The organism is Streptomyces sp. NPDC058001, from assembly GCF_042886315.1.
GTDB lineage: Bacteria > Actinomycetota > Actinomycetes > Streptomycetales > Streptomycetaceae > Streptomyces.
In genome coordinates this window covers 148,545-163,612 of sequence record NZ_JBHVQT010000006.1, presented here as the reverse complement: position 1 = coordinate 163,612, position 15,068 = coordinate 148,545, and the positions used below count along the sequence as shown (strand labels likewise).

General features: G+C 71.1%; 15 protein-coding genes. 9 read left to right on the top strand and 6 right to left on the bottom strand.

Annotation, left to right across the window (positions count from 1 at the left end; translation table 11 throughout):
* Nucleotides 1–27: 27 nt before the first annotated feature.
* On the bottom strand, nt 28–669 hold the full coding sequence (locus ACFVT5_RS16250; protein ID WP_389887119.1) for a GAP family protein: 642 nt from the start codon (nt 667–669) through the stop codon (nt 28–30).
* Between the two features lie 523 nt (nt 670–1,192).
* Here ACFVT5_RS16250 and ACFVT5_RS16245 point away from each other — a divergent pair.
* On the top strand, nt 1,193–1,525 hold the full coding sequence (locus ACFVT5_RS16245; protein WP_389887116.1) for a carboxymuconolactone decarboxylase family protein: 333 nt from the start codon (nt 1,193–1,195) through the stop codon (nt 1,523–1,525).
* Nucleotides 1,526–1,633: 108 nt separating this feature from the next.
* Here ACFVT5_RS16245 and ACFVT5_RS16240 read toward each other — a convergent pair whose 3' ends face one another.
* Nucleotides 1,634–3,004, bottom strand: coding sequence for a dipeptidase (locus tag ACFVT5_RS16240; protein ID WP_389887113.1), 1,371 nt, complete (start codon nt 3,002–3,004; stop codon nt 1,634–1,636).
* Nucleotides 3,005–3,188: 184 nt separating this feature from the next.
* On the opposite strand from ACFVT5_RS16240, the gene ACFVT5_RS16235 reads away from it, so the two are divergent.
* The gene (locus ACFVT5_RS16235) at nt 3,189–4,391 is read left to right on the top strand and encodes a geranylgeranyl reductase family protein (RefSeq protein WP_389887110.1); all 1,203 of its coding nucleotides are present in this window, start codon (nt 3,189–3,191) and stop codon (nt 4,389–4,391) included.
* 60 nt (nt 4,392–4,451) lie between these two features.
* Here ACFVT5_RS16235 and ACFVT5_RS16230 read toward each other — a convergent pair whose 3' ends face one another.
* Nucleotides 4,452–4,898 carry a nitroreductase family deazaflavin-dependent oxidoreductase gene (locus ACFVT5_RS16230; RefSeq protein WP_389887107.1) on the bottom strand — a complete coding sequence of 149 codons (447 nt, stop codon included), beginning with the start codon at nt 4,896–4,898 and terminating at the stop codon, nt 4,452–4,454.
* Nucleotides 4,899–5,118: 220 nt separating this feature from the next.
* Between ACFVT5_RS16230 and ACFVT5_RS16225 the strand changes: the two genes are divergently transcribed.
* The 3 genes from ACFVT5_RS16225 to ACFVT5_RS16215 all read left to right on the top strand — a co-directional run bounded on the left by ACFVT5_RS16225 (nt 5,119) and on the right by ACFVT5_RS16215 (nt 7,966).
* On the top strand, nt 5,119–5,829 hold the full coding sequence (locus ACFVT5_RS16225; protein WP_389887104.1) for a TetR/AcrR family transcriptional regulator: 711 nt from the start codon (nt 5,119–5,121) through the stop codon (nt 5,827–5,829).
* 143 nt (nt 5,830–5,972) lie between these two features.
* The gene (locus tag ACFVT5_RS16220; protein ID WP_389887101.1) at nt 5,973–7,244 is read left to right on the top strand and encodes a sensor histidine kinase; all 1,272 of its coding nucleotides are present in this window, start codon (nt 5,973–5,975) and stop codon (nt 7,242–7,244) included.
* A 56-nt stretch (nt 7,245–7,300) separates the two neighbouring features.
* A complete protein-coding gene (locus tag ACFVT5_RS16215; protein ID WP_389887098.1) occupies nt 7,301–7,966 on the top strand; it encodes a response regulator in 666 nt (221 codons plus the stop codon).
* A gap of 152 nt (nt 7,967–8,118) precedes the next feature.
* Here ACFVT5_RS16215 and ACFVT5_RS16210 read toward each other — a convergent pair whose 3' ends face one another.
* Entirely contained in the window at nt 8,119–9,660 is a 1,542-nt protein-coding gene (locus ACFVT5_RS16210; protein ID WP_389887095.1) for an MFS transporter, read from the bottom strand.
* Nucleotides 9,661–9,746: 86 nt separating this feature from the next.
* On the opposite strand from ACFVT5_RS16210, the gene ACFVT5_RS16205 reads away from it, so the two are divergent.
* A complete protein-coding gene (locus ACFVT5_RS16205) occupies nt 9,747–10,142 on the top strand; it encodes a MarR family winged helix-turn-helix transcriptional regulator (RefSeq protein WP_389887092.1) in 396 nt (131 codons plus the stop codon).
* A 138-nt stretch (nt 10,143–10,280) separates the two neighbouring features.
* Here ACFVT5_RS16205 and ACFVT5_RS16200 read toward each other — a convergent pair whose 3' ends face one another.
* Nucleotides 10,281–11,402, bottom strand: coding sequence for an MFS transporter (locus ACFVT5_RS16200; RefSeq protein ID WP_389888139.1), 1,122 nt, complete (start codon nt 11,400–11,402; stop codon nt 10,281–10,283).
* 274 nt (nt 11,403–11,676) lie between these two features.
* Between ACFVT5_RS16200 and ACFVT5_RS16195 the strand changes: the two genes are divergently transcribed.
* Nucleotides 11,677–12,153, top strand: coding sequence for a hypothetical protein (locus ACFVT5_RS16195; protein WP_389887089.1), 477 nt, complete (start codon nt 11,677–11,679; stop codon nt 12,151–12,153).
* 126 nt (nt 12,154–12,279) lie between these two features.
* Here the strand turns inward: ACFVT5_RS16195 and ACFVT5_RS16190 are convergent, their stop codons facing one another.
* Entirely contained in the window at nt 12,280–13,098 is an 819-nt protein-coding gene (locus tag ACFVT5_RS16190; RefSeq protein ID WP_389888136.1) for a DeoR/GlpR family DNA-binding transcription regulator, read from the bottom strand.
* A gap of 129 nt (nt 13,099–13,227) precedes the next feature.
* Between ACFVT5_RS16190 and ACFVT5_RS16185 the strand changes: the two genes are divergently transcribed.
* Together ACFVT5_RS16185 and ACFVT5_RS16180 are read left to right on the top strand one after the other, a co-directional pair.
* Nucleotides 13,228–14,112 (top strand): SIS domain-containing protein, encoded by an 885-nt coding sequence (locus ACFVT5_RS16185; RefSeq protein WP_389887086.1) that lies wholly within the window; start codon nt 13,228–13,230, stop codon nt 14,110–14,112.
* A gap of 43 nt (nt 14,113–14,155) precedes the next feature.
* Nucleotides 14,156–15,043: a ketose-bisphosphate aldolase gene (locus ACFVT5_RS16180; RefSeq protein WP_389887083.1), complete on the top strand. Its 888-nt coding sequence runs from the start codon at nt 14,156–14,158 to the stop codon at nt 15,041–15,043.
* Nucleotides 15,044–15,068 lie beyond the last annotated feature (25 nt).

Sequence of the window (15,068 nt, the reverse complement as noted above, 5' to 3'; positions counted from 1 at the left end):
TTCGCGAAGGACCGACCCATGCCGCGCTCAGACGAGCTGCGAGATGCTCTTGCCGACCAGCCAGAAGCCGATGAGCAGGGAGAGAACCACGATGGCCTGGTCATGGTGGTTGTCCAACCAGTTGCTCAGCCGTTCAAGTCGTGCGCCCGCGGTCCTGGGGGCGAAGACCGCGTAGAGCTCCAGCGTGAGCTGACTCGCCGTCGCCACCAGGCAGAAGCCGAGCAGGGCGAGGTAGGTGGCGCCGTGGTTGAGGTTCGCCTCGACCACCGTGGCGGCGCCGGCGGCGACCAGCCCCCACGGCTGGAGCAGGACTGCCAGCCCGGCCGCGGTCCAGGAATTCACCTCGTGCAGCCGTGCCAGCCACTTCGGCGTCTTGCGTGGACGCCCGGCTGTTCGCCGCTTGTACTCGCCGTACATGATCAGCCCGACGCCCACCACCAGCTTGACGGTGATCGCCGCTGTCGATCCACCCGTCTTGTGGGCGGGCGGATGACCGCCGGTCAGCAGCAGCACCGCGGCGATGACACCGACCAGACAGGCCAGCCAGGCGAGGATGAAGGCGAGCGCCTTCCGCACGCCCCGCTCGGCCGACAGCACCAGGACGAACGCCACGAGCGGGAACGGCTCCAGGGTGATCCCCAGGCCGATCAGCAACAAGTCAAGGACCATCACACGCTCCGAAGCTCGCCGTCGTGGGTAGGACGCCGGAGTGCGGTACCGGTCAGCGGCGAGGCCGCCCCTCCTGTCCCTGCCGGACAGACCGCGACTCTCCTGCGGTGCGAGGAACCGGCGCACTGTCCGGACCGCCCCGGCGGCATGCGCGGCGCCGCCCCTCTGCCGCTTCCACGCCGACCTGAACCCGGCGAGACGGTGCCAGTAGCTGATACACCGCAGCACCGCCGCGCCCCGCGGACAAGAAGCGCGGCCGTCCATGCCGCACTTTCCGTCCGAACGGCCCCGGGGCCGGGCGGACCGCGCGCTCATGTTCCGTCACCCAGGTCACGCCATTTGGCGGCCGGTCCGCGCGAAACGGCGCATGTGGTCGGCCCCTCGGGTGCCGCAGGGCTATCGGGATGCGCGCAGGTGGGACTGGTCTATGGTCGAAACAGAGGGTGTCCGGCGTGCGGAGCAGGACCCTGCTTCCCTTCGACACTCGCGTCGGCTCCCGACCCCTCCCCAGGAGATGAGCCTGATGACGACAGCATCCGATACCCCCGTTCTCGACACTCTCGCGGCCATGACCCTCGACTCGGTCGAACGCTGTGGCCTTTCCGCGGACCATCTGGTCCTCACGCGCATCGCGGCCCTGGTCGCCATGGACGCGCCGGAGATCTCGTACGTCGCCCACATCGGCGCCGGCACGGAGGTCGGCGTGACCGCCGACCAGGTGCAGGACGTCCTGGTGGCCATCGCGCCCGTCGTCGGTACGGCCCGGGTGATGGCGGCAGCGACCCGCATGACCAAAGCCCTCGGATTCGCCATCGCCGTGGCCGACACGGAGAAGGGCACCGGAGCCGGAGCGTAACCGGAGCCGGCCGAGAACTCCTCCCACATGACCGGCGGGCGGGCGCCGACCCCGGCTGGATCGTTCTGGCTCCCCGGCACCGCCCCCGGATGTCGGCGATACGTCGGGTCAGTTGGTCGTGGGGGTGCTGGTCGCGTAGTTCTGGAGGAACAGTGCTTCCGTCAATGACAGGCGCTCCAGTTCCTCCGGTGACACGCTCTCGTTGACCGCGTGGATCTGGGCCTCCGGCTCGCTGAGGCCGATCAGCAGGATCTCCGCTTCCGGGTACAGGGTCGCCAGGGTGTTGCACAACGGAATCGAGCCGCCCTGACCCGCGTACTGCATCTCCTCACCCGGGTAGGCCACACTCATCGCCTCGGCCATCGCGGCGTACGCGGGGCTCTCCGTGTCCGCGCGGAACGGCTGACCCTGACCGACCTGCTCCACCCGCACCCGCGCACCCCACGGCGTACGGCTCTCCAGGTGGGCCATCAGCAGCTTGGTCGCCTGGCCGGCGTCGACGCCCGGCGGCACTCGAAGGCTCACCAGCGCGCGTGCGTGCGCGTGCACGGACGGCGTCGCACCCACCACCGGCGGGCAGTCGATGCCCAGGACGGTGACCGCGGGCTGCGCCCAGAGCCGGTCGGCGATCGTGCCGGAACCGATCAGCTCCACCCCGTCGAGTACCTTCGCGTCCTTGCGGAAGTCGTCCTCCGGATACTGCAACCCCTCCCACACCCCGTCCGACGCGAGCCCGTCCACCGTGGTCGAACCGTCCTGCGCGCGCAGCGAGTCGAGTACCCGCACCAGCGCCGCCAGCGCGTCGGGCGCCGCCCCGCCGAACTGACCCGAGTGCAGATTGCCCTCCAGGGCGTCCACCGCGACCCGCACCAGGGTCATACCGCGCAGCGACGAGGTCACCGTCGGCAGCCCCACCCGGAAGTTGCCCGTGTCACCGATCACGATCGTGTCGGCCCTCAACAGCTCGGGGTGTTCCTCCGCGTACCGCTCCAGACCGCCCGTGCCCTGCTCCTCGGAGCCCTCGGCGATCACCTTCACGCCCACCGGGACCCCGCCGTTCGCCTTCAGCGCGCGCAGCGCCAACAGGTGCATGATCAGACCGCCCTTGCAGTCCGCGGCACCCCGTCCGTACCAGCGGCCGTTCCGCTCGGTGAGTTCGAACGGCGGGGACTGCCACGCCGACTCGTCGAGCGGCGGCTGCACGTCGTAGTGCGCGTACAGGAGCACCGTCGGCGCGCCCTCGGGGCCCGGCAGGAACCCGTACACGGACTGGGTGCCGTCCGGGGTGTCGAGCAGGGCCACGTCCTGGAAGCCCTCGGCGCGCAGCGCGTCCGCGACCCAGTTCGCGGCGCCCTCACTCTCGCTGCGCGGGAACTGCTCGAAGTCCGCAACCGACTTGAAGGCCACCAGCTCCGCGAGTTCCGTACGGGCCCTCGGCAGCAGCGAGGCGACGGTCTCGGACATCGGATTCGGCGACATGGGCACGCTCCTCATGGGTGCGACGTTGTACCTGGGTGAGTACGGGTACGTGTGGGCGTTTCGCGCGTGCTTGTGTGCACGGCGCAAGTGTCGTCGATCCTCCCACAGCGGGGACCGTCGGCGCCCGCCGTAGGATGCCCGGAAGAAGCGCGGCAGGCTGTGGGATCGGGAGCGGTATACCAACGTGAGCAGCGAGAACTCTTCGGACGACGCCCGGCAGGTGTGGGACGTGGTCGTGATCGGGGCGGGACCCGCGGGAGCGTCCGCCGCCTATGCGGCTGCGGTCGCCGGACGCCGGGTCCTGCTCCTCGAAAAGGCCGAACTACCCCGCTACAAGACATGTGGTGGCGGCATCATCGGCCCCTCCCGCGACTCGCTGCCGCCCGGTTTCGACCTGCCGTTGCGCGACCGGGTGCACGCGGTCACATTCACACTCGACGGCAAGTACAGCCGCACCCGCCGCTCCAAGCAGATCCTGTTCGGCCTGGTGAACCGGTCGGAGTTCGACCAGCAACTCGTGGAGCACGCACAGAAGGCGGGCGCCGAACTCCGTACCGGTGCCACCGTTTCACGGGTCGAGCAGCACGGCGCGGCCGTCCCCGACCGGCGCACGGTCGCGGTGATCCTCCAGGGCGGCGAGACGTTGCTCGCGCGCGCGGTCGTCGGCGCGGACGGCAGCGCCAGCCGGATAGGGGCCCATGTCGGGGTGAAACTCGACCAGGTCGACCTCGGTCTGGAGGCGGAGATCCCGGTGCCGCCCACCGTCGCCGAGGACTGGAAGGGCCGCGTCCTCATCGACTGGGGCCCCACGCCCGGCAGTTACGGCTGGGTGTTCCCCAAGGGCGACACGCTGACGGTCGGCGTCATCTCCGCGCGCGGGGAGGGCTCCGCAACCAAGCGGTATCTGGAGGACTTCATCGCCCGCCTCGGTCTCGCCGGATTCGAGCCGAGCATCTCGTCCGGGCATCTCACGCGCTGCCGCGCCGACGACTCGCCGCTGTCGCGCGGGCGGGTCCTGGTGTGCGGGGACGCGGCGGGGCTGCTGGAGCCCTGGACCCGTGAGGGCATTTCGTTCGCCCTGCGGTCGGGGCGGCTCGCGGGGGAGTGGGCGGTCCGGATCGCCGAGTCCCACGACGCGGTGGACGCCCGCCGCCAGGCGCTGAACTACGCCTTCGCCGTGAAGGCGGGACTCGGTGTCGAGATGAGCGTCGGCAAGCGCATGCTGACGGTGTTCGAGCGCAGACCCGGCATCCTGCACGCCGCCATCACCGGTTTCCGTCCCGCCTGGAAGGCATTCGCACGCATCACCCGTGGCTCGACCACCCTGGGCGAGATCGTACGCACGCATCCGATGGCGGGCCGCGTCCTGTCGTCCATCGACCGGTAGCGGCCGGTAGCAGCCGGTCTTGGGGGCGCGCGCGGGGGTGGGAGCGCCGGTCGGTGACGGTCAGTGCTTCACGGTGATCCGGAAGACCGGGTGCCGGTGCGCCGCCGCGAGCAGTTCGTCGTCCGTCGAGTCGGCGGTCACGTCACCGAAGAAGCGGCCCACCTCCCAGCCCCACTTCTTGAGGTAGGTACGCAGGATCTCCGGCTTCTCCTCGTCGGGCAGCTCGACCGCCGTGAACTCCTGCGTCCGGCGCCCGACCTGGAGACGTCCCCCGCCGGCCGCCCGCATGTTGCGCACCCACTCGGAGTGGCCGCGCGCCGAGACCAGATACGGCCCCCCTTCGTACGGGAGCAGATTGACCGGCGTACGGCGCCACTCGCCGCTCTTGCGGCCGATCACGGACAGCTCGGCCGTACCCATCAGGCTGACGCCCCGTCGCGCGAGCCAGCCGATGGACGTGTTGAGCATCCGGTCGAAGGAGTTCGGCTTGATGTAGGTCGTGGACATGGCGCCTTCCAGGTGCAGAGCGAGAGCGAGAACGAGAGCCGGAACGAGAACGCTCGACAAGAGCGCCGATCGAGAGCGCTGCTCTCGGTTCCTGACGTCAGTATGGAACAGTTCGGCGCCCCAAAGCAAGAGCAGTGCTCTCGAACGTATGCACTGAACACATTTGCGTACGACGATCTCGTTTGTGCGCGCCGCTCTCGCGACATGGCAGACTCCTCCCATGAGCACCACACAAGGAGCCCGCGCACGAGCCCGTATCGAAGTCACCGCCGCCATCAAGGACGAGGCGCGCAGACAGCTCGCGGCCGAAGGGGCCGCCAAACTGTCGCTGCGCGCGGTGGCCAGGGAACTCGGCATGGTCTCGTCGGCCCTCTACCGCTACTTTCCGAGCCGTGACGACCTGCTGACGGCCCTGATCATCGACGCCTACGACTCCCTCGGTGTGACGGCGGAGGCGGCCCACGCGAAGACGGACGAGGAGCCACCCGCGCGCCGCTGGGTCGCGGTGTGCGAGGCGGTGCGCGGCTGGGCGCTGAAGCATCCGCACGAGTACGAGCTGATCTACGGTTCGCCCGTGCCCGGCTACACCGCTCCCGAGACGACGATTCCGTCCGCCGCCCGGGTCGGGCTGCTGCTCATCGACGTCGTCAGGGAGGCCCGGTTCGGCCGAGGGGTGACGCTGCCGCCGCTGCCGTCCGGTCTGCGCCCCGAGGCGGAGCGCATGGCCGACGACCTGGCGCCCGACCTGCCCCCCGAGGTGATGACCGCGCTTGTCGCGTCGTGGGCGCAGTTGTACGGCCTGGTCGGCTTCGAGGTGTTCGGACAGTTCGACCAGGTCGTCGAGGACCGGGACGCGTTCTTCACGTACGCCGTCACGCGCCTCGCGCACGGGGTGGGACTGCCGGTCGACGACGACGCCCCGCCCACGTAGGGCGCGGAGACAGGACCGGCGGGTGCCGACAGGGCCGGCAGGACCGGCACGTGGAGACAGGCCGACGTACTCCCCGGGGAGTACGTGTGATCGCCACGTCCGGCTGACGCCCCGGGCGGCCCACGGCGTCTAGCGTGGCCGACATGGAAGAGCTGCGCGCGCGCCGGTGCGGCGGTCCGCCCTGGGCGAGGGGCGGGCCGTCGCACCGGCGATGGCCGGGGCCGCCGTGGTGGGGCGGCCGGGGCGACGACTCCGACGGCGGCGAGGACCCTACGAAGAAGTGGCCCTGGCGCTCGACACTGCTGGTCACCGTCTTCGTCCTCGTCGGCTCCACCTTCGCCGCACACGGCCAGACGGACCGTCAGCAACTGGACGTCTACGCCCGGCTGCTCCTGGTCGCCGGCACGGCCATGCTGCTGTGGCGCAAGCGCCACCCCGTGTTCGTCGCCTACGGCACGGCGGCGACAACCCTGGTCTACCTCGGCGCCGGATACCCGTACGGACCCGTCTTCCTCACGCTCGTCGTGGGCTGCTTCAGCGCGGTCGTCACCGGACATCGCGTCGCGGCCTGGTCGGCGGCGGGGATGTGGTGGGCGGGGCATCTGCTCATCGCGCACTGGCTCTACCGCTGGCTGCCCCCGGCGGGCGACCACCCGGCGTCCTGGGGGCAGGAAGCGGTCATCGCCACCTGGCTCGTCGCCGTCGTCGCGCTCTCGGAGCTGGGCCGTGTCCGCCGTGAGCAGTGGGAGCGCGACCGGGCCGAGCGGCGCCAGGCCGCCGCCCGGCGGGCCGACGAGGAGCGGCTGCGCATCGCGCGCGAACTGCACGACGTCCTCGCCCACAGCATCTCCGTCATCAATGTGCAGGCGGGCGTGGGCCTCGCGCTCCTCGACTCCGACCCGGAACAGGCACGCTCGGCGCTGACCACCATCAAGGCGGCCAGCAAGGAGGCCCTGGGCGAGGTCCGTCAGGTCCTCGACACGCTCCGCACCCCCGGTGACGCCCCGCGCGCGCCCGCGCCGGGCCTCGACCGGCTCCCCGAACTGGTCGAACAGGCCGCGAGCGCCGGACTCACCGTGCGGGTCACCACGGAGGGCGCACCCGGTGGTACGGGATCGCTGCCGCCGGGCATGGACCTGGCCGCGTTCCGTATCGTCCAGGAGGCGCTGACGAACATCGTCCGCCACTCGGGATCACGGCACGCGCGCGTGGTGGTGCGGTACGAGGCCGGCGGGGTACGGATCCAGGTCGACGACGACGGTCCCGCGACCGGGGCCGACGCGGGTGGCAGCGGCAACGGGCTCGCCGGAATGCGGGAGCGTGCAGCCGCGCTCGGTGGCACGATCGAGGCGGGTCCCCGTCCCGACGGTGGTTTCCGGGTGTCCGCCGTACTGCCGCGCAAGGAGGACCGGTGACGCGAGGACCGGTGACAGGAGGAGCGGTGAAGGGAGGACCGGTGACAGGGAGAGCGGTGATCCGTGTACTGCTCGCGGACGACCAGTCGCTGGTCAGGGCCGGGTTCAAGGCACTGCTCGACGCGCAGCCCGACATCGAGGTCGCGGGCGAGGCCGCCGACGGGGAAGCGGCGCTCCGCGCGGTACGCGAACTGCGCCCCGATGTCGTCCTGATGGACATCCGGATGCCGCTGCTCGACGGACTCGCCGCCACCCGCCGTATCACCGGCGACGGGGACCTGCGTCAGGTGAAGGTGGTCATGCTCACCACCTTCGAACTCGACGAGTACGTCTTCGAGGCGATCCGCGCGGGTGCCTCCGGCTTCCTGGTCAAGGACACCGAACCGGAGGAACTGCTGCGCGCGGTACGGGCCGTGGTCGACGGGGACGCGCTGCTGTCGCCGGGTGTCACCCGGCGGCTCATCGGCGAGTTCGCCGCCCGCTCCAAGGAACCGGCCGCCGCCGATTCGCTGGCCGAACTCACCGAGCGGGAGCGGGAGGTGATGGCGCTGGTCGGCATCGGACTCTCCAACGAGGAGATCGCCCGTCGGCTCGTCGTCAGCCCGCTCACCGCAAAGACCCACGTCAGCCGCACCATGGTGAAACTCGGCGCCCGCGACCGGGCCCAACTGGTCGTCCTGGCCTACGAATCGGGCCTCGTAAGGCCCGGCTGGCTGGGCTGAACCGGGACGGACAGCGAGCCGGGGCCGACGTTGAATCGGGGCCGACGCCGAGTCGGCGCGGACATGTGCGGGCCCGGCGTACGGTCGCGGTCGCCGTATGCCGGGCCCGCCCCCCCGTTTTCGGTTGGCTCGGTTCCCCGTCTCCTGAGGGCTCAGTCGCGCGCCGCCACTGACTCGGCGTCGGCGGTCTCACGCTCCGCTTCCTCCGCGCGCCGCCGCGCCGCGTCCCGCTCCGACGAGGCGACCAGAACCGTGTGCTGCCGCGGCTGTCCGTCGCGCCGGGTACGGAGCCCGGTCACCGTGACCAGCAGGCCGGTCAGGGCGATTCCGGTGATCACGACCAGGCCGGGGCGGTAGCTGTCGAGCACTTCGCGCGCGGAGGCGCCCTCGTGGCTGTTCGCGGTGACGACGGCGGTGACCACCGCGAGGAAGATCGCGCCGCCCACCTGGACGGAGGTGTTCAGCAGGCCCGACACCATGCCCTGTTCATGGTCCGCCACGCCGTTGGTTGCCTGGATGTTGAGCGAGGGGAAGACAAGCGCGCAGGCCGCGCCGATCAGCAGCATGGTCGGCAGGATCACGGCCGCGTAGTGCGGATTCAGATCGACGCGGAGGAAGAGCGCGTACCCGACGACCATCAGGGCGAAGCCGACCGCGATCACCCGGGGCGTGCCGAACCGGTCGACGATCGCACCGACCTTGGTCGAGGACAGTGCCACCAGGGCGCCCGCCGGCAGGAAGGCCAGCGCGGTGTGCAGCGCCGACCAGCCGAGCAGCGACTGCATGTACAGGGTCACCAGGAACTGGAATCCGACGTACGAGCCGAAGAACGCCATCGCACCGAGTTGGGCCCTGACCTGGCTGCCCGAGCGGAGAACGCCGAGCCGGACCAGGGGACTCGCGGTACGGCGTTCGATCGCGACGAAGACGGTGAGGAGTATCGCGGCGATGAGGAACGAGAGCAGTGTTCGCGCGGAGCCCCAGCCGACGTCCGGGGCCTGGACCACGGTGAACACGAGCAGGAGCATCGAGAGTGTGCCGGTGACGGCGCCCGGTATGTCGTAGCCGCGGTGGGTGTCGTCGCGCTCGCTGTGCGGGATGAGCTTGATGCCGATCAGCAGCGCGATCAGCGCGATGGGCGCGGGCAGCAGCATCGTCAGGCGCCAACTGGCCTCGGTGAGCAGGCCGGACAGGACCAGGCCCATGGAGAAACCGGTGGCGGCGCAGGTGGTGTAGATGGCGAGCGCGCGGTTGCGGACCGGGCCCTCGGCGAAGGTCGTGGTGATGATCGAGAGACCGGCGGGCGCGGTGAACGCGGCGCTCAGGCCCTTGATGAAACGGCTCGCGATGAGCAGCGGACCCGAGTCGACGAGCCCGCCAAGCAGGGAGGCCACGGCGAACACGCCGAGCGCGATCAGGAACACCCGGCGCCGTCCCAGCAGGTCGGCGGCGCGTCCACCGAGCAGCAGCAGACCGCCGTAGCCGAGGATGTAGCCGCTGACGATCCATTGGAGCGTCGAGGTGGACAGGTCGAGTTCGGAACCGATGGACGGCAGGGCGACGCCGACCATCGAGACGTCGAGCGCGTCCAGGAACATCGCGGCGCACAGCACGAGCAAGGTGCCCCACAGGCGCGGGGTCCAGCGTTCCGCGGACGCCGACTTGGGGACGGCTGCGGTGAGCGGAGAGGTCATGCGCAGCACAGTACATGCGCGTGCATTGAATGCAAGTGCATTTAATTCCGATGCAACATTCATCGATGTTCTGCTACCGTGCCGTCATGGCGGCGAAGAGTGCCGAGCATGTGCTCGTGGACCAGTGGCGGGACATCCTCGCCGTACATGCGCGCACGATGTGCGAACTCGACAGGGAACTGCACCGGCACGGTCTGGGCGCCAGTGACTTCGAGGTCCTCGACATCCTCGCCGAGGGCGACTCGGAAGACGGCGGTTGCTCCTACCGTGTGCAGGAGATCGCGTCCCGTGTCCATCTGAGCCAGAGTGCCCTGTCCCGCCTCGTCGGCCGACTGGAGAAGGACGGTCTGGTGGAGCGCGCGATGTGCGAGGAGGACCGCCGGGGTGTACGGGTCTGTCTCACCACCAAGGGCCGTGATCTGGCCACCGAGGTACGGCCACTCCAAAGAGCGGTGCTCGCCCGGATGCTCGCCGAATCCTGAGACACACTCGCGGGCTCTTGAACGCGTAGACCACGGTACCTGTGAGCACCGGACCTCATCGGCGCCAGTGCTCTCCGGCCTCGACGGCTCACCCGGCGCGCGTGAGCACCGCACCGCGATCGCACCCGTGCTCTCCGGTCACGCCCCCGCCGGCTCCTCCCGCGCGGCCCCCCGCGTCAGGTAACCGATCGCCCCGGCCACTCCTGCCAGGACCGCCACGCTGGTCAGTGCGGTCGGGAGGGAGAACCAGTCGGCCATGAAGCCAATCGCCGGCGGGCCGAGCAGCATGCCGCCGTAGCCCAGCGTGGACGCGGCGGCCACGCCGGTCGGGCCCGCCAGGGCTCCGGCTCGCTCGATGGCCACCGGGAAGATGTTGGCCAGACCGAGACCGGTGACGGCGAAGCCGACCAGGGCGGCCCAGACCGAGGGGGCCAGCGCCCCGACCAGCATGCCGACCGCGGCCGTCGCGCCGCCCGCTACCAGGGTCCGGGTCCGCCCCAGCCGTTCCAGGAGGGTGGTTCCGGTCAGCCGGCCGATCGTCATCGCCCCGGCGAAGCACGAGTACCCGGCCGCCGCGACCCCGGGATGCGCGGCCAGGTCCTCCTCCAGGTGCAGCGCTCCCCAGTCGGCCAGGGCCCCTTCTCCGTACGCCGTGCACAGCGCGATCACCCCGAACACCAGGACCAACCCGCGGGTGCGGCGGTCGAGTCGGCGCGGGGCGGCGCCCTTCCGTAGCGGCTCGGGCCGCGACGGGGCCTCGTACCGCAGCAGGGCGCGGCCCGTGACCGCGGTGACCACGAGTCCGACGACGGTGAGCGCGAGCAGATGCCGGGTGGGAGACAGATGGCTCGCGACCAGGCCGCCGAGACCCGCGCCGAGCATGCCGCCGAGGCTGAACGCCGCGTGGAAGCTGGGCATCACGGGCCGCCGCAGCGCGGCCACGAGATCGACGGCCGCGCTGTTCATGGCGACGTTCAGACCGCCGTAGGCCGCGCCGAACACCAACAGCACCAGGCCGAGCGCGAGCGGGGAGTGCGTCAGCGGTGGCAGCGCGACACTCAGGGCGAGCAGCACCGCGCAGCCCAGGGTCACCCGGTGGCTGCCCAGGCGCCGGCACAGCCGCCCGGTGAGCGTCATGGTGATCACCGCTCCGGCCGAGACCCCGAGCAACGCCAGACCGAGCGTGCTCGCCGACGCCCCCGTCTGCTCCTTGATCGCGGGGATCCGTACCACCCAGCCGGCGAAGACGAAGCCGTCCATGGCGAAGAAGACGGTGAGGGCGGCACGGAGGCGGGTGAGGTCGTCGGCGTTCCGCGCGGCGCTGCGCGGTCGCACTTTGTTTATTAGCGGCACAAAGTCAGAGTAGGGAGCCATAGGGCAGCGGGCAAGCGGCCCCCCTCGGAACACCGAACACCGAACACCGAACACGGAACGCGGGACACGCTGTCCCGTTCGCGCCCTCGGTACAGGGGTCGAAGCGCGGATGGTACTGTCGCGGCTCGCACCAGGATCCCGCTATGAGAGTTGACGCACCATGGCCGAGAAGTGGCGGGCCAGGCTGAAGCAGCCGTCCCTCGTGATCCCCCTGATCGGCGGGGCCGTTCTGGTCGCGTGGCTGACGGTCGTGGTGGTGTCCATCGTGCGCGAGGAGCCCGGCGGCGAACCCACGGTGAAGGGCCTCACCGCCGCCGTGGAACAAGCCCTCACGGACCGCGACGACGACGAGTTGGGCCGCCTGGTCGACTCCGACAGCGCCGGGGACAACTATGCGAAGAACTATCTGAAGCGGCTCGACGACGCCGGACCCCAGCGCATCCGCGCCACGGTGTCGGAAGGCGGGACGCACCCCGTGATCACGGTCGTCGCCGATGTGCCGGGCCAGGGACCGGTGTGCAGCGCATGGTCCGCCGTCCAGGACGAAGACCGCTGGGTCCTGGACGCGGCGCCCGTCGTGGCCTCCGGCAGCACCTGCGGGGTCGTCGGCGAGGCCGGGACCGACACCACCCGCTGACCCCGGCGGGCGCGGCCACCACACTTCCGTCGGCACCGTCACCGCGACTCCCGCCCACGCGATCGGCCGCATCGCCCGCATCGGACGGATCGGCCGCATCGGCCGGATCAGGCGGGCTCGCGCCCGTCACACCGTGACGACCGTGACCCCCGCCTCCTCGAAGCGGGCCACCGTGTCCGGGTCGGCCGCCGTGTCCGTGACCAGGGTGTCCACCCGGTCGGCCGCGCAGATCCGGGCGAAGGCGCGCCGTCCGAGCTTGCTGGAGTCGGCCGCCACCACGACCCGCTCGGCGCGCTCGCACAGCAGCCGGTTGATCGCCGCCTCGGCCTCGTCGTGCGCGCTGGCACCCTGGACCGGGTCGAAGCCGACGACGCCGAGTACCGCGACATCCAGCGTGATCTGGCTCAGCACCCCGTCCGCGAGCGGGCCGATCAGCTCGTACGACTGGGGGCGGGCGACGCCGCCGGTGAGCACGATCTTGAACTGGGGCCGTACGGCGAGTTCATTGGCGATGTTGAGCGCGTTCGTCACGATCGTCAGCGCGGGCAGCCCCGACGGCGTGGACGACCCGACGGGCGAACCCGATGAACCGGCTGCCAGATCGGTGCGCACGGCCAACGCCCGCGCCACCTCCGTCGTCGTCGTGCCCCCGGTCAGCCCCACCGCCTCGCCGGGCGCGACCAGATCGGCGACCGCCTTCGCGACGCGCTGCTTCTCCGACGCGCGACGGGCGGTCTTGTACCGGAGCGGCAGTTCGTACGAGACCCCGTGCACGACCGCGCCGCCCCGCGTGCGCACCAGCATCTGCTGTTCGGCGAGCTGGTCGAAGTCGCGCCGGATCGTCGCCGCCGACACGTCCAGCTCGGTCGCCGCCTCCTCGACATCGAGCCGGCCGCGCTCCACGAGCAGGTCGAGCAGGGACTTCCACCGGGCGTCGCGTGACATCCGCATGCTCCGTTCCTCGTCTGTTCGCGTTGCGGTGACCTTAGCGCAGAGTGTTCTCTGGAATGCTTGATTGTGCGCGAAAGTAGGCTATATCTTGCAGAAACAAGCAACCAGGGGAGTGGGCACGGCATGAGCCATGTCGAGAACGAACTGAACAGCCAGCCCGAGTGCTGGACCCGCGCTGCGGACATCGCGGCGGACCACGGCGCCGCGCTGCCGGCCGCCGGGGAGCGCGTGGCCGTCGTCGGCTGCGGCACCTCGCTGTTCATGGCGCAGGCCGCCGCCGCCCTGCGGGAAGGCGCGGGCCAGGGCGAGACCGACGCGTTCGCCGCGTCGGAGTTCCCCGAGGGCCGTACCTATGACCGGGTCGTCGCGCTCACCCGCTCCGGCACCACCACCGAAGTGCTCGACCTCCTCGGACGGCTGCGCGGCACGACCCGTACCACCGCGATCACCGCCGACCCGCACACGCCCGTCATGGGCGCGGCCGACGACGTCGTCGTGCTGGACTTCGCCGACGAACGGTCGGTCGTCCAGACCCGGTTCGCGACCACCGCTCTCACCCTGCTGCGGGCCCACGCCGGACTGCACACGGACGCGGCGGTCGCCGACGCCCGTACCGCGCTCGCCGATCCGCTGCCCCAGGAACTCGTCGACTGCACCCAGTTCACCTTCCTCGGCCGCGGCTGGACCGTCGGGCTCGCCAACGAGGCCGGGCTGAAGATGCGCGAAGCGGCCCTCGCCTGGACCGAGGCGTACCCGGCGATGGAGTACCGCCACGGACCCATCAGCATCACCACCCACGGCACCGCGACCTGGATGCTCGGTGACGCGCCCGACGGACTGGCCGAACAGGTGCGGGCCACCGGCGGGTTGTGGATCGCGGGGGGTCTCGACCCGCTCGCCGAACTCGTCCGCGCCCAGCGGCTCGCCGTCGCCGTCGCCACGTCGCGGGGCCTGGACCCCGACAGCCCGCGCCACCTCACCCGCTCGGTGATCCTCACCTCCCCCTGACCGGTCCGGACCAGAGCAACTCGACCCAGAGGAAGGAAGGGCCGTGCCCCTCGCAGCAACCGGCGCGCTCGTCGCCCAGGCCGCCGAAGCCCGCACCGCCGTCGCCGCGTTCAATGTCATCACGCTGGAACACGTCGAGGCCGTCGTCGCGGGCGCCGAAGCGGTGGACGCTCCCGTCGTCCTCCAGATCAGCGAGAACGCCGTCAAGTTCCGCTACGGCCGGCTGCTCCCGCTGGCCCGCGCCGCCGTCGCCGCCGCCGAACAGGCCACCGTCCCCGTGGCCCTGCACCTCGACCACGTACAGAGCGACGATCTGCTGCGGCAGGCGGCCGACGCCGGGTTCAGCTCCGTGATGTACGACGCGGCGCACCTCCCGTACGCCGACAACCTCGCCGCGACCCGGGCCGCCGCCGACTGGGGCCATGCCCAAGGGCTGTGGATCGAGGCCGAGTTGGGCGAGGTCGGTGGCAAGGCGGGGCAGGCGCCGCTCGACGCGCACGCGCCCGGCGCCCGTACCGACCCCGACGAGGCCCGCGCCTTCGTGGCCGAATCCGGTGTGGACGCACTGGCCGTCGCGGTCGGCAGTTCGCACGCCATGACCAGCCGCACCGCCACCCTCGACCACGACCTGCTGCACCGGCTCGCCCTCGCGGTGGACGCCCCGCTCGTCCTGCACGGCTCGTCGGGCGTACCGGACGGCGAGCTGACCCGGGCCGTCGCCGGCGGAATCGCCAAGGTCAATGTCGGCACCGCCCTGAACGCCGCGATGACCCGGGCCATCCGGGAATTCCTCGCCGCCCACCCGGCGGCGGTCGACTCACGCAAGTACCTGAGCGTGGGACGCGAGGCGATGGCGGACACCGTGTCCCGACTGCTCACCGTCGTACGGACCGCCCCCGGACCGGACACAAGCGGAACCCACTCGCCCTGAACGGCAGCCGACCCGACGGCATGCC